This is a genomic window from Pseudomonas sp. KU43P, assembly GCF_033095865.1.
In the GTDB taxonomy this organism is placed as follows: Bacteria; Pseudomonadota; Gammaproteobacteria; order Pseudomonadales; family Pseudomonadaceae; genus Aquipseudomonas.
In genome coordinates this window covers 692542-715000 of record NZ_AP019365.1, presented here as the reverse complement: position 1 = coordinate 715000, position 22459 = coordinate 692542, and the positions used below count along the sequence as shown (strand labels likewise).

General features: G+C 63.6%; 23 protein-coding genes and 1 pseudogene (1 of these 24 cut by a window edge). 17 read left to right on the top strand and 7 right to left on the bottom strand.

Translation table 11 applies throughout. The features are described from left to right. Both KU43P_RS03200 and KU43P_RS03195 read right to left on the bottom strand, forming a co-directional pair. Positions 1-1147 carry the 5' portion of a CoA-acylating methylmalonate-semialdehyde dehydrogenase gene (locus tag KU43P_RS03200; protein ID WP_317661048.1) on the bottom strand. Its footprint begins 347 nt before the window's first position, so only the first 1147 of its 1494 coding nucleotides appear in the window; the start codon lies at positions 1145-1147; its stop codon lies off the left edge, out of view. A gap of 73 nt (positions 1148-1220) precedes the next feature. Further along, on the bottom strand, positions 1221-2567 hold the full coding sequence (locus KU43P_RS03195) for an aspartate aminotransferase family protein (RefSeq protein WP_317661047.1): 1347 nt from the start codon (positions 2565-2567) through the stop codon (positions 1221-1223). A gap of 115 nt (positions 2568-2682) precedes the next feature. Here KU43P_RS03195 and KU43P_RS03190 point away from each other — a divergent pair, with 115 nt between their 5' ends. The 5 genes from KU43P_RS03190 (at position 2683) to KU43P_RS03170 (ending at position 7052) form a co-directional block, all read left to right on the top strand. Continuing rightward, entirely contained in the window at positions 2683-3603 is a 921-nt protein-coding gene (locus KU43P_RS03190; protein ID WP_317663713.1) for a LysR family transcriptional regulator, read from the top strand. A gap of 90 nt (positions 3604-3693) precedes the next feature. Then, on the top strand, positions 3694-4356 hold the full coding sequence (locus KU43P_RS03185) for a TetR/AcrR family transcriptional regulator (protein ID WP_317661046.1): 663 nt from the start codon (positions 3694-3696) through the stop codon (positions 4354-4356). 9 nt (positions 4357-4365) lie between these two features. Continuing rightward, positions 4366-4950 carry an IMPACT family protein gene (locus KU43P_RS03180; RefSeq protein ID WP_317661045.1) on the top strand — a complete coding sequence of 195 codons (585 nt, stop codon included), beginning with the start codon at positions 4366-4368 and terminating at the stop codon, positions 4948-4950. Positions 4951-5315: 365 nt separating this feature from the next. Continuing rightward, positions 5316-6002, top strand: coding sequence for an SDR family oxidoreductase (locus KU43P_RS03175; protein WP_317661044.1), 687 nt, complete (start codon positions 5316-5318; stop codon positions 6000-6002). Between the two features lie 102 nt (positions 6003-6104). Beyond that, on the top strand, positions 6105-7052 hold the full coding sequence (locus KU43P_RS03170) for an adenosine deaminase (RefSeq protein ID WP_317661043.1): 948 nt from the start codon (positions 6105-6107) through the stop codon (positions 7050-7052). 8 nt (positions 7053-7060) lie between these two features. Here the strand turns inward: KU43P_RS03170 and KU43P_RS03165 are convergent, their stop codons facing one another. Further along, complete coding sequence (locus KU43P_RS03165; RefSeq protein WP_317661042.1) at positions 7061-7768, bottom strand: ArsR/SmtB family transcription factor; 708 nt, start codon at positions 7766-7768, stop codon at positions 7061-7063. 497 nt (positions 7769-8265) lie between these two features. Between KU43P_RS03165 and KU43P_RS03160 the strand changes: the two genes are divergently transcribed. After that, a complete protein-coding gene (locus KU43P_RS03160; RefSeq protein ID WP_317661041.1) occupies positions 8266-8463 on the top strand; it encodes a hypothetical protein in 198 nt (65 codons plus the stop codon). Here the strand turns inward: KU43P_RS03160 and KU43P_RS03155 are convergent. After that, the gene (locus tag KU43P_RS03155) at positions 8414-9595 is read right to left on the bottom strand and encodes a multidrug effflux MFS transporter (protein ID WP_317661040.1); all 1182 of its coding nucleotides are present in this window, start codon (positions 9593-9595) and stop codon (positions 8414-8416) included. The two genes, KU43P_RS03160 and KU43P_RS03155, sit on opposite strands and share 50 nt — an antisense overlap. Positions 9596-9687: 92 nt before the next feature. After that, positions 9688-9885, bottom strand: a complete 198-nt coding sequence (locus tag KU43P_RS03150; RefSeq protein WP_317661039.1) for a heavy-metal-associated domain-containing protein — start codon at positions 9883-9885, stop codon at positions 9688-9690. A gap of 146 nt (positions 9886-10031) precedes the next feature. Between KU43P_RS03150 and KU43P_RS03145 the strand changes: the two genes are divergently transcribed. The 5 genes and pseudogenes from KU43P_RS03145 to KU43P_RS26950 all read left to right on the top strand — a co-directional run bounded on the left by KU43P_RS03145 (position 10032) and on the right by KU43P_RS26950 (position 15391). Further along, the gene (locus KU43P_RS03145) at positions 10032-10418 is read left to right on the top strand and encodes a hypothetical protein (protein ID WP_317661038.1); all 387 of its coding nucleotides are present in this window, start codon (positions 10032-10034) and stop codon (positions 10416-10418) included. A gap of 52 nt (positions 10419-10470) precedes the next feature. Next, on the top strand, positions 10471-12870 hold the full coding sequence (locus KU43P_RS03140) for a heavy metal translocating P-type ATPase (protein ID WP_317661037.1): 2400 nt from the start codon (positions 10471-10473) through the stop codon (positions 12868-12870). Next, positions 12867-13271: a Cu(I)-responsive transcriptional regulator gene (gene cueR, locus KU43P_RS03135; RefSeq protein WP_236236647.1), complete on the top strand. Its 405-nt coding sequence runs from the start codon at positions 12867-12869 to the stop codon at positions 13269-13271. Before KU43P_RS03140 ends, cueR begins: the two co-directional genes overlap by 4 nt. A 173-nt stretch (positions 13272-13444) precedes the next feature. After that, positions 13445-14533 (top strand): annotated as a pseudogene (locus KU43P_RS26955) (cache domain-containing protein); the annotation flags it as partial. A gap of 90 nt (positions 14534-14623) precedes the next feature. After that, on the top strand, positions 14624-15391 hold the full coding sequence (locus tag KU43P_RS26950) for a methyl-accepting chemotaxis protein (RefSeq protein ID WP_411567245.1): 768 nt from the start codon (positions 14624-14626) through the stop codon (positions 15389-15391). 121 nt (positions 15392-15512) lie between these two features. On the opposite strand, the gene KU43P_RS03125 is transcribed toward KU43P_RS26950, so the two are convergent. Both KU43P_RS03125 and KU43P_RS03120 read right to left on the bottom strand, forming a co-directional pair. Continuing rightward, on the bottom strand, positions 15513-16292 hold the full coding sequence (locus KU43P_RS03125; RefSeq protein ID WP_317661035.1) for an AraC family transcriptional regulator: 780 nt from the start codon (positions 16290-16292) through the stop codon (positions 15513-15515). A 156-nt stretch (positions 16293-16448) separates the two neighbouring features. Beyond that, complete coding sequence (locus tag KU43P_RS03120) at positions 16449-17732, bottom strand: acetyl-CoA C-acetyltransferase (RefSeq protein WP_317661034.1); 1284 nt, start codon at positions 17730-17732, stop codon at positions 16449-16451. Between the two features lie 118 nt (positions 17733-17850). Here KU43P_RS03120 and KU43P_RS03115 point away from each other — a divergent pair, with 118 nt between their 5' ends. The 6 genes from KU43P_RS03115 (at position 17851) to KU43P_RS03090 (ending at position 22423) form a co-directional block, all read left to right on the top strand. Further along, positions 17851-19203: a 3-oxoacyl-ACP reductase gene (locus KU43P_RS03115; protein ID WP_317661033.1), complete on the top strand. Its 1353-nt coding sequence runs from the start codon at positions 17851-17853 to the stop codon at positions 19201-19203. Positions 19204-19205: 2 nt separating this feature from the next. After that, the gene (locus tag KU43P_RS03110; protein WP_317661032.1) at positions 19206-20060 is read left to right on the top strand and encodes a MaoC family dehydratase; all 855 of its coding nucleotides are present in this window, start codon (positions 19206-19208) and stop codon (positions 20058-20060) included. A gap of 65 nt (positions 20061-20125) precedes the next feature. Further along, the gene (locus KU43P_RS03105) at positions 20126-20431 is read left to right on the top strand and encodes a MazG-like family protein (RefSeq protein WP_176509632.1); all 306 of its coding nucleotides are present in this window, start codon (positions 20126-20128) and stop codon (positions 20429-20431) included. Next, complete coding sequence (locus tag KU43P_RS03100; RefSeq protein WP_317661031.1) at positions 20428-21177, top strand: methyltransferase domain-containing protein; 750 nt, start codon at positions 20428-20430, stop codon at positions 21175-21177. The genes KU43P_RS03105 and KU43P_RS03100 overlap by 4 nt, the downstream gene beginning before the upstream one ends. Before the next feature lie 21 nt (positions 21178-21198). Next, positions 21199-21834 (top strand): DUF4136 domain-containing protein, encoded by a 636-nt coding sequence (locus KU43P_RS03095; RefSeq protein ID WP_317661030.1) that lies wholly within the window; start codon positions 21199-21201, stop codon positions 21832-21834. A gap of 19 nt (positions 21835-21853) precedes the next feature. Then, the gene (locus tag KU43P_RS03090) at positions 21854-22423 is read left to right on the top strand and encodes a DUF4136 domain-containing protein (RefSeq protein WP_317661029.1); all 570 of its coding nucleotides are present in this window, start codon (positions 21854-21856) and stop codon (positions 22421-22423) included. The last annotated feature ends 36 nt before the right edge of the window (positions 22424-22459 follow it).

The following is a 22459-nucleotide window of genomic DNA, read 5'->3' as shown; positions in this document are numbered from 1 at the left end:
TCTCTTCCTTATAGATACGCATCTGCGGGGTCACTTTGTCGAAGAGGGTGCCACCCACGAAGTAGCCATCTTCATTACCCGCCACGCGGAACCCGCGGCCATCCACCACCAGCTTGGCGCCAGCGGCAACGCCATCGTCAATGTAGCCAACCACCTTGTCACGGGCAGCAGCAGTCACCAATGGGCCCATGTCCAGGCCACACGAAGTACCCGCGCCGATCTTCAGCGCCTTGATCTGCGGCTCCAGCTTGGCGATCAGCGCGTCGGCCACCTGGTCGCCGACACACACCGCAACGGAAATGGCCATGCAACGCTCACCGCACGAACCATAGGCTGCGCCCATCAGTGCGCTAACGGCGTTGTCCAGGTCAGCATCAGGCATCAGCACGGCATGGTTCTTCGCACCGCCCAGAGCCTGTACACGCTTGCCGCGCTTGGTGCCTTCGGCATAGATGTATTCGGCGATCGGCGTCGAACCCACGAAACTCAGGGCCTTCACTTCCGGCGCTTCGATCAGCGCGTCCACGGCTTCCTTGTCACCGTGCACCACATTGAGGATGCCTTTCGGCAGGCCGGCTTCGAGCAGCAGTTGGGCGATGAAGAGAGTCGAGCTCGGGTCACGCTCGGACGGCTTCAGGATGAACGCGTTACCGCAGGCGATAGCCAGCGGGTACATCCATAGCGGAACCATCGCCGGGAAGTTGAACGGGGTAATCCCGGCCACTACGCCCAGCGGCTGGAAGTCCGACCAGGCATCGATGTTCGGGCCGACGTTACGGCTGTATTCGCCCTTCAGCACTTCCGGTGCGGCGCAAGCGAACTCGACGTTCTCGATACCGCGCTTGAGCTCGCCGGCAGCATCTTCCAGGGTCTTGCCGTGCTCTTCGCTGATCATCTGCGAGATCTTGGCTTCGTTCTGCTCCAGCAACTGCTTGAAGCGGAACATCACCTGGGCCCGCTTGGCCGGCGGGGTGTTGCGCCAGGCCGGGAAGGCAGCCTTGGCGGAGTCGATCGCTTCCTGAACGGTAGCCCGGCTGGCCAGCTCGACCTTGCGTACCGCTTGGCCGGTGGACGGGTTGAAGACATCGGCGTTGCGCTCACCCTTGGTAACCAGCTCGCCGTGGATCAGGTGCTGAACAATGCTCATGCAAAACTCCAGATAAAGAAGGTAGAAGCCAGCGCGCGATCAGCTCGCGCGCCTTGCGTCAAAATCGGAAAGATCAGTCGATCTTGTTCAGGGTTTCACCGACCGCGTCGAACAGGCGGTCCAGTTCCTGCGGCTGGGTATTGAAGGTTGGGCCGAACTGCAGGGTGTCACCACCGAAGCGCACATAGAAGCCGGCTTGCCACAGCTTCATCGCGGCTTCATACGGACGCACGATAGCGTCGCCATCACGGGCCGCAATCTGGATCGCACCGGCCAGGCCGTAGTTGCGGATATCGACGATGTTCTTGGTGCCCTTTACCCCGTGCAGCAGCTTCTCGAAGTGCGGCGCCAACTCGGCGGCCGACTGCACCAGGTTTTCCTTCTGCAGCAAGTCGAGTGCAGCGATACCGGCGGCGCACGCCACCGGGTGAGCCGAGTAGGTATAGCCGTGCGGGAATTCGACAGCGTATTCCGGCGTCGGCTGGTTCATGAAGGCCTGGTAGATCTCGCTGCTGGCGATCACTGCGCCCATCGGGATGGCGCCGTTGGTCACCTGCTTGGCGATGCACATCAGGTCCGGAGTTACACCGAACGCTTCGGCGCCGGTCATGGCACCCATGCGGCCGAAACCGGTGATCACTTCGTCGAAGATCAGCAGGATGTTGTGCTGAGTGCAGATTTCACGAAGACGCTTCAGATAACCTTTCGGCGGCGGCAGTACACCGGCAGAGCCTGCCAGCGGCTCGACGATCACCGCAGCGATGTTCGAAGCATCGTGCAGCTCGATCAGCTTGAGCATCTCGTCGGCCAGGGCGATGCCGCCCTCTTCCGGCATGCCCTTGGAGAAGGCATTGACCGGCAGTACGGTGTGCGGCAGGTGGTCGACGTCCAGCAACTGGCCGAACATCTTGCGGTTGCCGTTGACCCCGCCCAGGCTGGTGCCGGCGATGTTCACGCCGTGGTAACCACGGGCACGGCCAATGATCTTGGTCTTGGTCGCCTGGCCTTTCAGACGCCAGTAGGCACGCACCATCTTCAGCGCGGTGTCGGCACACTCGGAACCGGAGTTGGTATAGAAGACGTGGTTCAGGTCACCTGGGGTCAGCTCGGTGATCTTCTCGGCCAATTGGAACGACAGCGGGTGGCCGAACTGGAACGCCGGGGAGTAGTCCAGGGTATTGAGCTGGCGCGTGACCGCGTCGGCAATCTCCTTGCGGGTATGCCCGGCGCCGCAGGTCCATAGCCCCGACAGGGCATCGAAAATCTTCCGCCCCTTGTCGTCGACCAGGTAGCTGCCTTCGGCCGCCACGATCAGGCGTGGGTCGCGATGGAAGTTGCGGTTGGCGGTGTAAGGCATCCAGTGGGCATCCAGCTTGAGCTGGCTGGCGATACCGACGGTAGCGGTTTCGGGCATGTTCATCGGCGGTTCCTCGAAAGACGATTAGGCAACGATGGATGTTGTTGCAGCTAAATTCGCACGCGGATAAAGTCTGAAAAAGCCTACATTTCTAATCTTTAGGTAGCGTAAGACTAAACTGATGAGCCGACGCCCCGATCCTCTCGCTCAGGTCAGCGATTTCGATATCCGCCTGCTGAAAATCTACCGCAGCGTGGTTGAATGTGGTGGCTTTTCGGCTGCCGAGAACGTGCTGGGCATAGGCCGCTCGGCCATCAGCCAGCAGATGAACGACCTCGAACAGCGCCTGGGCCTGCGCCTGTGCCAGCGCGGTCGGGCAGGTTTCTCGCTGACCGAGGAAGGCCGCGAGGTCTACCACTCCGCGCTGCAACTGCTCAGCGCGCTGGAAACCTTCCGCACCGAGGTCAACGGCCTGCACCAGCACCTGCGGGGCGAGCTCAACATCGGCCTGACCGATAACCTGGTGACCCTGCCGCACATGCGCATCACCCATGCCCTGGCCGAACTCAAGGACCGTGGCCCGGACGTGCGCATCCAGATCCGCATGATCGCTCCCAGCCAGGTCGAACAAGGTGTACTCGACGGCAGCCTTCATGTAGGTGTAGTACCGCAGACCAGCCCGCTCTCCGGCCTCGAATACCAACCTTTGTACAGCGAACGCTCGCTGCTCTACTGTGCTGTCGGCCACCCGCTGTTCTATGCCGACGACCAACAGATCGACGACGAGCGCCTCAACAGCCAGGAAGCCATCGCCCCCACCTTCCGGCTGCCTGCCGATATCCAGGCCCATTACCAGGCACTGAACTGCACGGCCAGCGCTTCCGACCGCGAAGGCATGGCATTCCTGATCCTCACAGGCCGCTACATTGGCTACCTGCCCGACCATTACGCCACCTTCTGGGTCCAGCAAGGCCGGCTGCGCGCGCTCAAACCTGCCCAACGCTTCTACGACCTGGGCCTGAGCTGGGTCACGCGCAAAGGACGACGGCCGAATCTGGTCCTGGAAAGCTTCCTCGAAAGCCTGGCTGCGACACGCTGATGCCTGCTTCTGCCGCTAATGCTTGTCACTTGCGCGCAGGCAGGTAATCTTGTCCGACATCCGTTGCCACAGACCCGTACGGAATCGTCCATGACCTTAGAAGTCCCAGCGCATCGCCTTTCCGCCTCGGGCAAGCCCGCCGGCCGCATCCGCCAGAAGAACGAACAGGCCATCATCCAGGCCGCCGAAGACGAATTCGCCCGTCATGGTTTCAAAGGCACCAGCATGAACACCATCGCGCTGAAGGCCGGCTTGCCCAAGGCGAACCTGCATTACTACTTCACCAACAAGCTGGGCCTATACATCGCGGTATTGAGCAACATCATCGAATTGTGGGACAGCACCTTCAACGCCCTGAGCGTCGAGGACGACCCTGGAGAAGCGCTCAGCCATTACATCCGCACCAAGATGGAGTTCTCCCGACGCAACCCGCAAGCCTCGCGGATCTTCGCCATGGAAGTGATCAGCGGCGGCACCTGCCTGACCGAGTACTTCAGCGCCGACTACCGTGAATGGTTCCGTGGCCGTGCCGCGGTGTTCCAAGCCTGGATCGATGCGGGCAAGATGGATCAGGTCGACCCGGTGCACCTGATCTTCCTGCTCTGGGGCAGCACCCAGCACTATGCCGACTTCGCCACCCAGATCTGCCAGGTCACCGGCCGCAGCCGCCTGACCAAGCAGGACATGGAAGACGCGAGCAACAACCTTATCCACATCATTCTCAAAGGATGCGGCATCGCGCCGAGCGCCTGACCTCCCCCTATGCCTTCTACCCTGCTAGACCTCTGCGAATTTCGCGAGGAAATCCGCAAGAGCCGCTTCATCACCCTCGCCGGCCCGATCAACAGTGCCGCCGAGGCGATGAGCTTCATCGAACGCCACAGCGACCTGGCCGCCACCCACAACTGCTGGGCCTGGAAACTCGGTACGCAGTACCGTAGCAATGACGATGGCGAGCCCGGTGGAACGGCCGGGCGGCCGATACTGGCTGCCATCGAGGCGCAGGACTGCGACCAGGTCGTGGTGCTCGTCATCCGCTGGTACGGCGGCATCCAACTGGGTACCGGTGGCCTGGCCCGCGCCTACGGCGGTGGCGCTAACAAATGCCTGCAGCAGGCGCCAAAGCGGCTGCTGGTGCAGCGCAGCGAATATGCCTGCAGTTGCAACTTCAGCGAACTGGCACTGGTAAAGCTACGCCTGGCCGAGGTCGATGGCCTGGTGCTGGACGAGCAATTCACCGCCAATGGCGTAGACCTGCACATCGCCGTTGGCGAAGCCCATCTGCCTGTTCTGCAACAGCAACTGGCAGACCTGAGCCGTGGGCGCATCCTCCTGGAAGCACGCTGAGGTTGCTCACAACAACTGTGGGCCCGCCTGTGGATAAGCTTGGGGCATTTAGCTACAGCCCAAGCGTTACAAGGCCTGCAGAGCATTGAGCATATTTTGATCACAGTTTGATGACAGCCCTAACCTGTTGAGTCGGCAAGTGTTATCCACAATGGATCGGCGACACCCTGCAATCGTGTCAGCTGTGATTGCGCACATTAACTGTGGATCAGCCTGTGGATAACCCGTTAGCCAACAAGCCAAGCGCCCGCCGCCGCACGTCCATCTGTCGTTGATCATTTTTTGATCACCCTTCATTGCGGGCAAACAGTCCGTGCCTGCAGTATTCTCAATTCCTTTTCCCACCCCGATAAAGGAATGTTCCTATGGCCAACTCAAGAACCGCCCTCATCATCGGTGCCTCCCGCGGGCTCGGCCTTGGCTTGGTGCAGCGGCTGCACGAAGATGGCTGGAACATCACCGCCACGGTACGTGACCCCCAAAAACCCGGCGCGCTGAGCGAAGTCCCCGGGGTGCGCATCGAACAGCTGGAGATGAACGACACCGCCCAACTCGATGGCCTGAAGCAACGCCTACAAGGCGAAGTGTTCGACCTGGTGTTCATCAACGCCGGCGTCATGGGCCCCCTGCCGCAGGACCTGGAAACCGTGCAGCAACAGGACATCGGCGCACTGTTCATGACCAACGCGGTGGCACCGATCCGCGTTGCACGTCGCCTGGCCGCCCAGGTACGCCAAGGCAGTGGCGTACTGGCGTTCATGAGCTCGATTCTGGGCAGTGTCACCATCCCGGACGGCGGCGAGGTTTGCCTGTACAAAGCCAGCAAGGCCGCCCTGAATTCGATGATCAACAGCTTCGTGGTCGACCTGCAGCGCCCGGATCTCTGTGTGCTGGCAATGCACCCGGGTTGGGTGAAAACCGACATGGGTGGAGAGAACGCCGACATCGACGTACTCACCAGCACCCGTGGCATGCTCGAACAGGTCAAGGCGCAGAGCGGCCATGGCGGCCTGCGCTTCATCAACTACAAAGGTGAAACCCTCACCTGGTAAGCCGCCGCTGATCAATGGTTGGCGCAATGCAGCCCTGGCCAAGCGCAATGCCTGGCCAGGGCCTGTAGAATGGCGGCAACCGTACCTGATTGAGATCCCCCCATGTATGACTGGTTGAATGCCCTGCCGAAGGCCGAACTGCACCTGCACCTCGAAGGTTCGCTCGAACCCGAGCTGCTGTTCGCCCTGGCCGAGCGCAACAAGATCGCCCTGCCCTGGAACGACGTCGAAACCCTGCGCAGTGCCTATGCCTTCAACAATCTGCAGGAATTCCTCGACCTCTATTACCAAGGTGCGGACGTTCTGCGCACCGAGCAGGACTTCTACGACCTGACCTGGGCCTACCTGCAACGCTGCAAGTCACAGAACGTCATCCACACCGAACCGTTCTTCGACCCTCAGACTCACACCGACCGCGGCATTCCGTTCGAGGTCGTGCTCAACGGCATCAACCATGCGCTCAAGGATGGCCGTGAGCAACTGGGCATCAGCAGTGGCCTGATCCTGAGTTTCCTGCGCCACCTGAGCGAAGAAGAAGCACACAAGACCCTCGACCAGGCCTTGCCCTTCCGCGACGCGTTCATTGCTGTCGGCCTGGACAGCTCCGAGATGGGCCACCCGCCGAGCAAGTTCCAGCGCGTGTTCGACCGTGCCCGCAGTGAAGGCTTCGTCGCGGTCGCCCACGCTGGCGAGGAAGGCCCGCCCGAGTACATCTGGGAAGCCCTCGACCTGCTGAAGATCAAGCGCATCGACCACGGTGTTCGCGCCATCGAAGACGAACGCCTGATGCAGCGCATCATCGACGAGCAGATCCCCCTCACCGTATGCCCATTGTCGAACACCAAGCTCTGCGTGTTCGATCACATGAGCCAGCACAACATCCTCGACATGCTCGAACGCGGCGTGAAGGTGACGGTGAACTCGGATGACCCTGCCTACTTCGGCGGCTACGTCACCGAAAACTTCCATGCCCTGCACACCCACCTCGGCATGACCGAAGACCAGGCTCGAAGGCTGGCCCAGAACAGCCTGGACGCGCGGCTGGTATAACGGGCTGCTCAGCCCACCTGCAGCGTGGTGACGCGGGCAATGAGATTGATCTGCTGGATACCTTCGGCAGAAATCTGCATCGCCCGCATACCTTCCGGCTCACGTAGCCAGCCTGACTGAAGAAACAACGTGAGCAATGCCCGCCCGAGGCTACCGCCCAGGTGCGGGCCCTGGTCGCTCCATTCGTTGCAATGGCAGATCACGCAGCCATGCTGCTGGCGCGGCGCCAGGGCGTCGATGAAGACACCTATGCGCGCCAACTCCAATCGCCCCTCGTCACTGACCATCAACTGCCGCTCACTACCTTCCAGCCAGCCAGCGATCGCGAGGCGATGGTATAGCTCACCGGCCAGTTCGCCCCCCAGGTGATCGCCACAACGGCGAGCCCTGCGCATCGACATGGGCATCTGTGCCGGCCTCGGTCGCTGTTGCCCATCACAGCCAAGCTGCACGCTGGCCAGCGCCTCCACCGCCGCACCCACCTGGGGCGTTGCAAGCCTGAAGTAGCGCTTGCGGCCACGGGCTTCGAGCCGGAGCAAGCCTGCCGAAGACAACAGCGACAAGTGCGCGCAGGCAGAGGATGAGGTCAAGCCAGCCATCATCGCCAATTCGTCGGTCGGCCGCGGCGTGCCATCGATCAGTGCCCACAACATTGCACTTCGCTTGGGGTCGGCCATCAGGCCGGCAATCTGACTGATACTGCTGACTGCATTCATGTCCTGTAACTCCCTGCAAAATCACATCTGATTTCCAATGGCCAACCGTGGCAACGCCGATCGCCTCTCGGCAGGTGCCAGTTGCAACAAGCAAACGCATCGCCGACGCCAGCTCCGCTCGCAGTATAAGCCGCGCGCGGCCCGGCCCCCGCAGGCGTGCCGTGGGCAAAACTGGCAAAGTGAGTTTGGGTAGGGGAACCCTTGAGAATCACGCATCCCGCCCTGGCCGGGGCATTGAGGCGCTTGAGGTGAAGGAAGCCGCCGGCTGACAGGGAAGAAGCAGCGCATGAGGAAGAATGGCCCTAGGCCCCCAAGGGACTCTGCCGACAACACACTTCCTCAAATAACGCGAACTAAAGCGAACCTTCTACACGCTTCCAAACATTGAAGGGGCCCGTTCATTGACCGTCAGTCAGAACAACCGGGCTAGCCATGGCGTGGGGTCACCGCAGCGCTACACTGGATCCGCTCTCCCCTCTTTTCGGAGGTATGCCGCGATGAAGATTGTCGTCAGTGCGTCGAACCGTAACCCCAACTGCCCCTGGCAGGTGAAGCTCGACCAGCATGTGGTGAGCTTTCGCAGCGAGGCCGAAGCACGCGCCTTCGTCGCTACCCTCGAAACCCGTCTGCAGGCCCCTCATCAGCTCATGCAGGACGCTTGGCCTGCAAACCCCGGGTCAATAGCGCGACACTGACCACCAGTGCCCCGCACAGGCTGATAACCAAGGTCATAGGCACCGCACTGCCATCGTGCAGCAGGCCGACCAACGCTGCCGCCGCTGCAGCGACGCTGAACTGCAGGCAGCCCATCAGTGCCGAGGCACTACCTGCCCGGGCGCCCTGGCCACTCATGGCGCAGGCCGATGCGTTGGGAATGATGCAACCCAGGCTGGCGATGCAGACGAACAAGGGCACCAGCAGTGGCCACAATTGCGCCGGGCGCATCGCGGCCACCCCGAGCAATACCAGCCCCGCCGCAAGGTACATCCATACTGCCCGCACCAGCAGGAATGCAGGGCCCCGCTTGGCCAAAAGGCGAGCATTGACCTGCGCGACCAGAATGAAGCCTGCCGCGTTGGTGCCGAACAGCCAGCCGTAATGCTCCGCAGGCACGCCGTAGAGCTTGATAAATACGAACGGTGAACCGGCGATGTAGGCAAACATACCGGCGATGGCAATGCCACCGGTCAACGCATGGCCAATGAATACGCGATCGGACAACAACCGCAAATACTGACGCAGCGCCCCAGACAGCGGCTGGCGCGCGATATGCGCGGGCAAGCTCTCCGGCAGGCCCAAGCTCACGGCCAGCAGGCAGCAGGCGCTGAAGAGGCTCAAGGCGAGGAAGATCGACTGCCAGCCCGCCACGTTCACCAGTACCCCGCCAAGCATCGGCGCAAGGATTGGCGCCAACCCCATCACCAGCATCAGTTGCGAGAACACCTTGGCCGAGGCCACCGGGTCGCATTTGTCACTGACGATGGCCCGTGACAACACCATGCCGGCACAGCCGCCCAGGGCCTGGACGAAACGCGCCAGGATCAGCGTATCAAGGTTGGGCGCATAGGCGCAGGCCAGCGAGGCCAAGGTGAACAGCCCCACACCGAACAGCAGCGGCTTGCGCCGCCCAAAGCGATCGGCCACCGGGCCGTAGGCCAACTGGCCGAGCGACAAGCCGAGGAAGTACGCGGCCAGGGTGGTCTGTACATGTTTCTCGTCGGTGGCGAACGCCTGTGCCATGGCCGGGAAGGCGGGCAGGTAGAAGTCGATCGCCAGGGGCCCGAACGCACTCAATGCGCCCAGGATCAGCACCATTCGCAAGTTCATCAGGAATCCATAGCAGGCTAAGCAAGCGCGTAAGTCTACCTGCAGTGGACCCTTTCAGTATGAAAACATTTGCAACAAAACAGCCCTTGGGCTCAGGCAACCTCGGCCTGGTAACCCTCTTCACGAATCGCCTCCAGCACCTGCTCGACCGCCAATGCGCTTTGCACTCGCACCTGTTTGGCGGCCAGATCAACTTCCACCTGCGCCTGCGCATCCTGCTCTTGCACCGCGCGGGTCACCGCTTTAACGCAATGGCCGCAGGTCATGCCCTGTACGTTGAATACTTGCATGGGTGTTGCCTCCTTGTGGGTTTTGCCGAGTTTCAAGCTTGCCATCGGGGCAAGGTCAAGTTCTGCGGCGAACGGCCGGGCTGGAAATCCACGCGGACCTCGGCCAAGCTGCGGCTTTGACGATTCAAGCAAGCAGGAGATTTTTCATGTTCAGGGCAGCAGTGAGCGTTGTCGGGCTACTGGGTGCGCTAGCCGCAGTGCCGCCGGCCAGCGCCGAGGGCAACTCGGACTACAGCGTACTGATCATTTCCCGGGAGCGCCTGGAAGTGGCCACGAGCTGTGAAATCGGCATCTACCTCAACGATCAACTCTCCGGGCGGGTATTCCAGGAGCAATCGGTCTCCTTCAACCTGCCGCCAGGCCCGGTTGATGTGCGCCTGCGCCAGCTGCCAGGGCAGATGCCCGGCTGCGCTCCTGGCATCGAGGACCAGCGCAGCACGCGCCTGAACCTGCAGGTGGGCCAGATCAGCAAATATCGCATTGCCATGGGCCACAATGGGCTTGAGTTGAAGCGAGCCGCCCTGGGCTATTGACCTTCCCTGCATGGCAAGGTTGATGCTGCAGGCCTGTCCACGGAGGAAAGCCATGCCCGCATCCACCACTTTCGACCTGCCGATCTCCGGCATGACCTGCGCCAGTTGTGCTGGCCGTGTCGAGCGCGCCCTGCGCAAGGTCAGCGGCACCGAACAGGTCAGCGTCAACCTCGCCACCGAACAGGCCCGCGTCCAGGCACCGGCCGGCAGCCTGCCGGCTCTGGTGGACGCCGTGCGCGGTGCCGGTTACAGCGTCCCTACCCGCACCCTGGAACTGCAAATTGGCGGCATGACCTGCGCCAGTTGCGTGGGCCGCGTAGAGCGGGCCCTTGGCAAGTTGCCGGGAGTCGAGCAGGTCAGCGTCAACCTGGCCAGCGAACGCGCCCACCTCCAAGTGCTTCAGGCACTCGACGACCAGCTGCTGATCGCAGCTGTCGAAAAGGCCGGCTACAGCGCCAGCCTGCCCCAGGCACGCCAGGATGATCAGCAGGCCGCCCAGCGCCGGCTGCGCAACGAACGCCTGGCCGTCGGCGCCGCCCTGCTGCTGGCGCTGCCCCTGGTACTGCCGATGCTCGTTCAACCCTTCGGCCTGCACTGGATGCTACCCGCCTGGGCGCAGTTCCTGCTGGCGACGCCGGTGCAGTTCATCCTTGGCGCACGCTTTTACGTGGCGGCCTACAAGGCAGTGCGGGCCGGCTCCGGCAACATGGACCTGCTGGTGGCCTTGGGCACCAGCGCAGGTTACGGCCTGAGCCTGTATCAGTGGGCGCAAGCCCCTGCTGGCATGGAACCTCACCTTTACTTCGAGGCATCGGCAGTGGTGATCGCCCTGGTGCTGCTGGGCAAATACCTGGAAAGCCGTGCCAAGCGCCAAACCGCCAGCGCCATACGCGCGCTCGAAGCCCTGAGGCCCGAGCGGGCCGTGCGCCTGGTCAATGGCCGCGAAGAGGACGTGGCGATCGCCCAGTTGCGCCTCGGCGACCTGGTGCTGGTCAAGCCGGGCGAACGCTTCCCGGTGGACGGTGAAGTGGTGGAAGGCAGCAGCCACGCCGATGAAGCCCTGATCAGTGGTGAAAGCCTGCCAGTACCCAAGCAACCGGGTGACAACGTCACCGGTGGCGCCATCAATGGCGAGGGCCGGTTGCTGGTGCGTACACAGGCCATGGGCACGGAAACCGTGCTGGCCCGCATCATTCGCCTGGTCGAAGACGCCCAGGCAGCCAAGGCGCCGATCCAGAAGCTGGTGGACCGGGTCAGCCAGGTGTTCGTCCCCGCGGTGCTGGTTTTGGCGCTGGTCACACTGGTCGGCTGGTGGCTGGCCGGAGCGCCGCTGGAAACCGCGCTGATCAACGCCGTCGCCGTGCTGGTGATTGCCTGCCCCTGCGCCCTTGGCCTGGCCACGCCCGCCGCGATCATGGCCGGCACCGGCGTTGCTGCGCGCCACGGCATCCTGATCAAGGACGCCGAAGCCCTGGAGCGAGCCCATGCGGTGAACCGTGTGGTGTTCGACAAGACCGGCACCCTTACCTCGGGCAGCCCACGGGTGGTGCATAGCAAGGCACTGGCTGGCGACGGCGCCGAGCTGCACCGCCTGGCCGGGGCCTTGCAACGGGGCAGCGAGCATCCCTTGGCCAAGGCGGTACTGAAAGCCTGTGCCGAAAAAGGCCTGGACGTTCCACCGGTAACCGACAGCCAATCGCTCACCGGCCGCGGCATTGCCGGGGTTGTGGAAGGCCGCGAGCTGGCCCTGGGCAACCGTCGACTGCTCGACGAGAGCGGCCTGCATCCCGGCGCCCTGGCGCCGATGGCGCAAGCCTGGGAAGCCGAAGGCCGTACCTTGTCATGGTTGATCGAACAAGGTGCGCAACCGCGCGTACTGGGCCTGTTCGCCTTTGGCGACAGCCTCAAGCCCGGTGCCGAGCAGGCGATCAGTACCCTGCATGAACAACACATCAGCAGCCACCTTCTGACCGGCGACAACCGCGGCAGCGCCAAGGTCGTGGCCGACCGCCTCGGCATCGACGACGTCTACGCTGAAGTGCTGCCTGCCGACAAGGCCGCCACGGTAACAGCGCTGAAGAAAGATGGAGTGGTGGCAATGGTCGGCGATGGCATCAACGATGCACCGGCCCTGGCTGCCGCCGACATTGGCATCGCCATGGGCGGAGGTACCGATGTGGCCATGCAGGCCGCAGGCATCACCCTCATGCGCGGCGACCCAAGGCTGGTGCCCGCCGCCCTGGAAATCAGCCGCAAGACCTACGCGAAAATCCGCCAGAACCTGTTCTGGGCGTTCATCTACAACCTGATCGGCATCCCCCTGGCCGCCTTGGGTTACCTCAACCCGGTGCTGGCAGGGGCCGCCATGGCACTGTCCAGCGTCAGCGTGGTCAGCAATGCCCTGTGGCTGAAAACCTGGAAACCTACCAGCACTTCGCAGGAGGCCTCATGAACATCGGCCAAGCCGCCCGCCGCAGCGGGCTCAGCACCAAGATGATCCGCTACTACGAGTCCATCGGCCTGCTCAAGCCGGCCACCCGAAGCGACAGCGGCTATCGCCTGTATCAGCCGCAGGACCTGCACAGCCTGGCGTTCATCAAGCGCTCCCGCGATCTGGGGTTTTCCCTGGAAGAAGTGGGCAAGCTGCTGACCCTGTGGCAGGACCGGCAACGCGCCAGCGCCGACGTCAAAGCACTGGCCGTGCAGCACATCGACGAGCTGAACCGGCGTATCGAAGAGTTGGTGAGCCTGCGCGACACGTTGAGTGAACTGGCCGCCCATTGCCAGGGCAACGACCGGCCCGATTGCCCGATTCTCAAGGACCTGGCCAATGGCGGCGAGTGCTGTCATTGAGGCTTCTGACCAGATCGTCAGCTATTTGGTATGCCATATTAGCCTAGAGCCGACCGAATAGTCGCCAAATGCGGCTTCGCCCAATAAATACGGGCATTTTCGCTCAAAAAATCCCGGACGCTGCCGATGCACTGAGCATCGCGTGTCGATAAAAACAAACTCCGGGAGCGTCGATGAACATCAAACAGAAACTGACCTGGGCATTCGCGGTCATCGCCGCGCTGCCCATCGTCCTCGTGGCCACTCTGGTGGTCATCAACCTGCGCGGCGAAGCCCGCGATGGATTCCTCGACAGCAGCAGCCGCGAGATCCGCCAGGTCAGCAATGCCATGAACCTGTTCTTCCAGGGCATCACCCAGAACGTCGACTACCTGGCCAGCCTGCCGCAGGTCACGGGCGCGGGCGACAACATCAAGAAGCACATCAGCGCCGACGCCGCGCAAATCGCCCCCGGCGAACACGACAAGGCACTGTTCGAACTGTTCACCCGTCTGGCCAACAGCCACCCGGACTACGCCTACGTGTCCTATGGCCTGAAAGACGGCGGCTACGCGTTCTGGCCGGGCGATCCGAGCATGAGCAACTACGACCCGCGTACCCGCCCCTGGTACCAGACGGCCATGGCCAACCCAGGCAAGACCCTGCGCACCGCCCCCTATTACTGGGCAGGCGATGACGCGGTGCTGGTCAGTACCGTGCGCGCCGTCGCCAACCAGCTCGGTAACCCAGGTGGCGTGGTCAACATCGACGTATCGCTCAAGGGCCTGACCGAGATCGTGCAGCAGATCAAGCTGGGCGAGAGCGGCTACCTGATCCTCATGGAAAACAACGGCAACGTGATGGTCGACCCCCGCGACGCCAGCCACAACTTCAAGCAACTGGCGAGCTTCGGCGATGGCTATGCCGAGTTGGCCAAGGCCGGCAAGGGCCTGGTCGAAGTCGACCTGGGCGGCGTGCGCTACATGGCCAACGTCTACCCGGACGAGAAACTCGGCTGGACCTTCATCGGCCTGATCCAGCAAGGCGAAGTGATGCAGACCACCACCCGCCTGACCTGGCTCATCGGCAGCATCGCGCTGGTGCTTGCAGCCTTGTTCGCCGTGGTCGGCACGACCTTCGCCAAGCTCATCGTGCGCCCGATCAACAGCGTCACCAGCGGCCTGGAAGACATCGCCCAAGGCGAAGGCGACCTGACCCGTAACCTCGATGTACGTGGCCGCGATGAAACCGCGCAACTGGCCAGCTGGTTCAACCAGTTCCTCGGCGCCATTCGCAGCCTGATCCAGCACATCGGCTCGGCAGCCAGCAAGATCCTCAGCACCTCCACCAGCTCGACCCAGGTGTCCAGCGACATGGCCGAGGCCGCCGGGCGCCAGCGTGAAGCCGTTGACATGGTGTCCACCGCGTTCCACGAAATGGTCGCCACCGCCAACGAGGTGGCGCGCTCCTGCAGCCAGGCCGCGCAATCGGCCGACAGTGGCCAGCAGCAGGCCCGTGAAGGCCAGCAGCAAATCGATGCGGCTGTGCACAGCGTCGACCGCCTGAGCCAGGAAATCGAACAATCGGCCCAGTCGATCCAGCAACTGGAGCGCGACAGCAACGCCATCCAGTCGATCCTCGGCACCATCCGCTCGATTGCCGAGCAGACCAACCTGCTGGCGCTGAACGCCGCGATCGAGGCCGCTCGGGCGGGCGAACAAGGCCGTGGTTTCGCCGTGGTCGCCGACGAGGTGCGAGCCTTGGCCAAGCGTACTGCCGACTCCACCGCTGAAATCGACGGCCTGCTCGGCAACCTGGCCAGCCGCACCGCCGAAGTGGCCGAGCAGATGCATGCAAGCCTTGAGGTGTCGCAGCAGTCGGTCAGCCGCATCGGCCTGGCCCGCGACAGCTTTGGCCAGATCCGCGAATCGGTGGACATCATTCGCGACATGAACACGCAGATCGCCACGGCCGCAGAGGAACAGCACCAGGTGGCCGAAGACATCAACCGCCATATCAGCCAGATTCATGGCGATGCACAGCTGGTGGCCGAACTGGCCCAGGCGGCGCGGCAGGATTCGGAGAGCCTGGCGGGGTTGTCCAACGAGCTGGATACCCTGGTACGGCGGTTCCGCACCTGATTGGCTAACTGTAGGGCCCTTTCGCCGGCAAGCCGGCTCCCACAGCTACCCCATAAGCCTCAAGGCTTGCGCTGTACCTGTGGGAGCCGGCTTGCCGGCGATAGGGCCCGTACAAGCTCCCCTACAACTTCAATTCCCCAGGCGTAGCGCCAAACAGCTGCTTGAAAGCAGCGATATAAGCCGAGGTCGAGTCGTAGCCACACCCCAGCGCCGCCTCGGTCACACTCTCCCCCGCCTCCAGCAAGGCCAGCGACGACAACAACCGCATACGCTGGCGCCAGTTGCGGAAGCTCAACCCGGTTTCCCGCTGGAACAGCCGCATCAAGGTCTTCTCCGAACACCCCAACTGCAACGCCCACTGCTGCAGGGTCTGCACCTGATCCGGCGCGGCGATCAGGCCGTTGCACAAGGCCAGCAACCCCGTATGGCGAGGTAGCGGCAGCGAGAAGCCCACTTCGGGCAGCGTACGCAGCTGGTCGAGCAACACCGCCACCAGCCGCGCTTCAGCGCTGTCACCTTCCGGGTAATGTGCCGGGTACAGGCAGAACTGCTTGATCAGTTCCCGCGCCAAAGGGGTCACCTCCAGCACCCGGCACTGCGCCGAAGCCCAGGGGCAGGCGTCGCGGCGGATGTACAGGCTGCGCATTTCGGCCTGCCCGGTCGTCACTACTTCGTGTTCGGCATCGGCCGGGATCCACACGCCCCATTGTGGTGGAGCGAAGTAGCTGCCCTCGTGGGTGTACACGCCTAGCACGCCGCTTATGGCGTAGGAAAACTGCACCCAGTCGTGGCTGTGGCAGGTGGTCCAGGAGCCGGCGCCGAGGCTCTCGGCGCGGGCGTAGAGAGGCCTGGGCAGATGGTCCAGGGCAGGGATAGCGCGGGGGTGTCCGATGCTCGGCATAGTGGTTTCTTATAGTTCCGACCAGACAAGCCTAACACCTGTAATCGCCCTGTCGCCCCTTCACCGGCATACCCGATCCAAAAAGTGACTAACAGGCCTTGAGGCCTGCGCTGCATCTGTGTGAGCCGGCTTGCCGGCGAAAGAGGCGACGCGCGCTCAACGCTCGACAATCATCGTCACACCCTGCCCCCCCGCCGCGCAGATCGAGATCAACCCACGCCCCTTGCCCGCCGTCGCCAGCAACTTGGCCATATTGGCCAGAATCCGCCCACCGGTAGCAGCAAACGGATGCCCCGCCGCCAACGAGCTCCCCTTCACGTTGAGCTTGCCGCGGTCGATCGCACCCAGCGGCGCCTCCAGCCCCAGGCGCGTGCGGCAGTACTCGGCGTCTTCCCAGGCCTTGAGCGTACACAGCACCTGGGCTGCGAAGGCTTCGTGGATCTCGTAATAATCGAAGTCCTGCAACGTCAACCCATGGCGCGCCAACAGCCGCGGCACGGCATACACCGGCGCCATCAGCAACCCTTCCTGGCCTTTGACGAAATCCACCGCGGCCGTTTCACCGTCAACCACGTAAGCCAACACCTCCAGCCCTTGTGCTTCGGCCCACTGCGGCGTACCCAGCAGCACCAGCGAAGCCCCGTCGGTCAGCGGTGTGGAGTTGCCTGCGGTCAGGGTGCCCAGGCCGCTGTGGTCGAAGACCGGCTTGAGCTTGCCGAGTTGTTCCAGGTCCAGGTCCAGGTCCGGGCGCAGGTTGTTGTCACGCGTCAGGCCCAGAAACGGCGTCAGCAGGTCGTCCTGCCAGCCGTCGGCATAGGACGCAGCCAGGCGCTGGTGACTGAGCAGCGCCAGCTCATCCTGTTCGGCCCGGCCGATCTGCCAGGCCTGCGCCATGCGCTCGCAATGCTCGCCCATCGACAGCCCGGTGCGCGGCTCGCCATTGCGTGGCAGCTCAGGCTTCAGATGGCCGGGGCGCAATTGCAGGAAGGGTTTGAGCCGCTCGGTCAAGGTTTTGCCGCGGTTGGCCTGCAACAGGATGCGGCGCAACCCCTCGCTGACCGCGATCGGTGCGTCGGAGGTGGTGTCCACCCCGCCGGCAATGCCGCAGTCGATCTGCCCCAGGGCAATCTTGTTGGCCACCAGCAACGCCGCTTCAAGGCCGGTCCCGCAGGCCTGCTGAATGTCGTAGGCCGGCGTCTGCGGCGACAGCCGCGAGCCGAGCACGCACTCGCGGGCCAGGCTCATGTCGCGTGAATGCTTGAGCACCGCGCCCGCCACCACTTCGCCCAAGCGCAGCCCGTGCAGGCGGTAGCGCTCGATCAGGCCTTCGAGGGTGACGGTGAGCATCGCCTGGTTGCTGGCAGTGGCATAAGCGCCGTTGGAGCGGGCGAAGGGAATTCGGTTGCCGCCCAGGATCGCGACCTGGCGAAGTGAACGCATGCGTGGATTCCTCCTGAAACAATTAGGTCCGTACAGCCTAGGTGTTTTTGCCGCATTCGAACGACCTTGCCACAAAGTTGGTCCACACTTGCAAGCTTGCCTTCAGGGAGACCCGCACATGAGCGACCGCTATCTCGGCTTTGCCAACTCCAACCTCGGCCGCCGCCTGGTCGATGCCATAGGGCTGCCGCGCCCGGCGCCGCTGGAACGCTGGCAAGCCGGCCGCCTGCGCCCGGTGGAGGGCGCCCTGGTGCTGGGTGGCGGCCCTTTGGCCAATGCCGTCGAAGCCATCGCCCCGTGCCTCACCGACGAATGCTACAGCTTCAATGGCCAGGGCCTGCAGGCACCCGCCTGGGTAGCCGGCCTGGGGCCGAAGCTCAAGGCCGTGGTGTTCGATGCCAGTCACTTGTCCGACAGCGATGACCTGAAGCAGTTGCGTGAGTTTTTCCAACCATTGCTGCGTAGCCTGGCTGCCTGTGCCCATGTGGTGATCCTGGGGCGTGCGCCGGAGCAGCTCGACGATCCGCTGGCCAGCGTTGCCCAGCGTGCTCTGGAGGGTTTCAGCCGCTCACTGGCCAAGGAGCTGCGCAACGGCGCCACGGCGCAACTGCTGTACGTCGCTGAGGGGGCCGAAGACCAGCTCGAAGGTGCCCTGCGGTTCTTCCTGTCACCCAAGAGTGCGTTCATTTCCGGCCAAGTTCTGCGCCTTGAGCCTTGTGCCCGGCAGGTGCAGGACTGGACACGGCCACTGGCCGGCAAGCGGGCGCTGGTCACTGGCGCGGCGCGGGGCATCGGCGCAGCCATCGCCGAAACCCTGGCCCGCGACGGTGCCGAGGTCATGCTGCTGGATGTGCCGCAAGCCCAGCAGGATCTCGACGCTCTGGCCGCCCGCCTGGGTGGCAAGGCCCTGGGCCTGGACATCTGCGCCGGCGATGCTGCCGCCCAGTTGCTCGAAGCCCTGCCCGGCGGTATCGACATCATCGTGCACAACGCTGGCATCACCCGTGACAAGACCCTTGCCAACATGACCCCGGAATACTGGGATGCGGTGCTGGCGGTCAACCTCAAGGCCCCGCAGGTTCTGACCAAGGCACTCTTTGATGCGGGTGCGCTGGGCGAGGATGCGCGCATCACCCTGCTGGCCTCGGTCAGCGGCATCGCCGGTAACCGCGGCCAGTCCAACTACGCGGCCAGCAAGGCCGGCCTGATCGGCTTCGCCCAAGCCTGGGCGCCAAGGCTCGCCGAGCGCGGCGGCAGCATCAACGCCGTGGCGCCAGGTTTCATCGAGACCCACATGACCGCCGCCATGCCCATGGGCTTGCGCGAAGCCGGGCGGCGCTTGAGTTCGCTGGGCCAGGGCGGGCGCCCACAGGATGTCGCCGAAACCATCGCCTGGCTCAGCCAGCCGGGTTCTGGTGCGGTCAGCGGCCAAGTGCTGCGGGTGTGCGGCCAGGCACTGATGGGAGCGTGAACATGAACCGCCAATGGCACGACCTGCACAGCCCCGACGCCCGCGCCAGCCTGTACTTGCGTGCGGCGAGCAAGCGCAAGATCAGCGGTACCACGCTACCCACCACTGGCCAGCGCTGCTTCATTCGCGTGGAAGCCGGCAACCTTGCGGCGTACCGGCGGCTCTGCCACTTCACTGACGACGGCCGGCTGCCGGGCACTTATCCCCACGTGATGGCCTTCACCCTGCAGTTGCAACTGCTGACGAGCCACGACTTTCCCTTCCCGCTGCTGGGCATGGTTCACCTGCACAACCGCATCGAGATGCTGCGCCCACTGGGTGGCATCGACGGGCTGCGCTTCGCGGTCTATGCCGACAACCTGCAGGCGCATCCCAAGGGCGGCACCTTCGACCTGGTCACCGAAGCCGAGGACGCAATCGGCCTGCTCTGGCGCGAGACCAGCCGCATGCTGGTACGCGGCCTGCACCTCGATGGCCAGCCCGAGGCCAGCGAAGACGACGAGCCCAAGCCGTTGCCAGAAGCTACGCGCTGGTATGCCGACAGCGATATCGGCCGGCGCTACGCCAAGGTGTGCGGCGACTACAACCCGATCCACCTGAGCGCCGCCAGCGCACGGCTGTTCGGCTTCCCAAAGGCGATCGCCCATGGCATGTGGAGCAAGGCCATGGCGCTGGCGGCGCTACGCACCCACATGCCCAACGGCAGCGGCTACAGCTTCGAGGTGGACTTCCGCAAACCGGTGCGCCTGCCTTCGGAGGTGGTGCTCAGTGCCCACGAGCCTGGGCCTGCCGGTGAACTGCGCCTGGATGGCCATGGAGATCTGGTGCACATGGTCGGGCGCTGGGCGCCGCTCTAGCGTCCCGAATCCACTTGCTTTGCATCGGGCCTCCCGTGAAGCTATGCAGCATTAGGAGACCCCCGATGAACCTGCAAGAACTCACCGAACGCCTGCACAGAATCCGCGACAACAACGACTGGCGCGGCTTCCACAGCCCGAAGAACCTGGCCATGGCCGCCAGCGTGGAAATGGCCGAGCTGGTGGAAATCTTCCAGTGGCTGAGCGAAGACCAATCGCGCCAGCTCCCTGCGGACCAGCTCGCCCACGCCGGCCAGGAGGTCGGCGACGTGGTGCTCTACCTGTTGCTACTGTGCAGCGAATTGGGCCTGGACATGGAGCAGGTGGTACGCGCCAAACTGGCCGACAGCGAAAGGCGCTTCGCCCGATGAACGACCGTCACTTCGATGAACTGGCCACCCGTTTCGCCGAGAAGATCTACGGCGGTGCCAAGGGCGCCATCCGCCTGGCCGTGCTCCAGGCCGACCTGGCCGAGGCCCTTCCCGACCGCCCGCTGCGGGTACTGGATATCGGTGCAGGGCTCGGCCACATGGCCCTCTGGCTGGCTGAGCGCGGCCACCACCTGACCCTTGCCGAACCGGCCGCGCCGATGCTCGAAGGCGCCCGCGCACGCTTTACCGAAGCAGGCCAGCAAGCCACCTTCATCCAGGCACCGTGGCAAGACCTGCTCGGCCAACTCACCGAACCTTACGACCTGGTGCTGTGCCACGCCGTACTCGAATGGCTGGCCGAGCCGGAAAGCATCCTGCCGGTGCTGCACCAGCTGACGGCCCCGGGGGGTTGGCTGTCGCTGGCCTTTTACAACCGTGATGCGCTGGTCTATCGCAACCTGCTAAAGGGCCACTTCCGCAAATTGCGCAGCAATCGCCTGCAGGGCGAAAAGCAGAGCCTGACCCCGCAAAAACCGCTTGATCCCCGTGAACTCAAGGCGCAACTTGAAGCCATGTGGCATGTCGAAAGCGAGAGCGGTGTAAGGGTATTCCACGACTACATGCCCAAGGAATTCCAGGACAAGGCCGAGTTGCTCGACCTGCTGGAAATGGAACTGGCCCACCGCCGTCACCCAAGCTTTGCCGGGCTCGGCCGCTACCTGCACTGGATGTGCCGCCCACGCTAACCCGCCCGCCGGGAGGAATACATGCCGTACCGTCCGTTGTGTCTGGCCTTGCTGCCGCTCGCCCTGGCCGCTTGCCAGGCCAGCAACCCCTACGTTGCCAGCAGCCGCCCGCTACCACCGGCCCCTCCGCAAGCGGCCAATACGTTCGACGCCAGTGCCTACCCGGCTCCGGAGCGTGACTATGGGCATTACCGCAGCTGGAGCTGGCGCAACGGGCAGTTGCCCACTGCCACTGCCAACGCCGACCCCGGGCAACTGGCCGATGCGGTCAGTGGCGCCCTCGACCAGCATGGCCTGCGCCCCGCCAGGGGCAGTGCGGGCGACCTGCTGGTGAGTGCTGACATACGCCTGGAGCGGCGCCTGCGCCAGGTTCGCGATTACGACTATTACGACCCCTATTACGGCCCCTATCCATACGGTGGTGTTGGTGTCGGTGGCTACCGCAATGGTTATGGCGGCTACGCCAGCGTGCCGATCGTGCGCACCTACGAGGTCGAAGTGATGGTGGTGCGCATCGACCTGTTCGATGCCCGCAACGGCGAGCCGGTATGGAGCGCGAGTGCCGAGAGCGGCAGCGACCAGAGCTCGCCACGCGATCGCGAGAGCGCCTTGCGTGAATCGGTGCACAAGGCGCTCAGCGGCTATCCTCCCAGTTAACGCTTAACGGAGAACCATCATGTTGCGCCGCCTCGTTCTACTGTCGTTCGCGCTGCTGCTCACGGCTTGCTCGAGCAACAACGTTCAGCAGGATTTCGATGCCAGCCGCGATTTTGCCGCCTACCGCAGCTGGGCATGGCAGGAGCCTGGCCTGCAATACCGCCCGGATGACCCGCGCATCAAGAGCGACCTGACCGAGCAGCGCATCCGCCAGGCCGTGGACGACCAGCTCGACCAGCGCGGCCTGCGCCCGGCCCAGGGAAACAGCCCGGCCGATCTCAAGGTGCGTGCCTATCTGATCGTCGAACAGCGCCAGCAACAGATCACCACCAACTACGGTGGCGGCTGGGGCGGTTACTGGAACGGCTACTGGGGCGGGCCGATGTACAACGAAACCCGTAGCGTCGACTACAAGGTGGCGACCATCCAGGTCGATCTGTTCGACGGCCACGACGGCAAGCTGGTATGGCGCGGCAGCGCCGAACAGATCATGAACAACTACCCGCCAAGCCCGGAGGAGCGCAACAGCGCAATCCAGAAAACCGTGGCCGAAGTGCTTAGCCATTACCCACCCGGGAGCAAGAAATAGCCACGACATAGCCCGTTCGTCAGATCGCGTCTACCC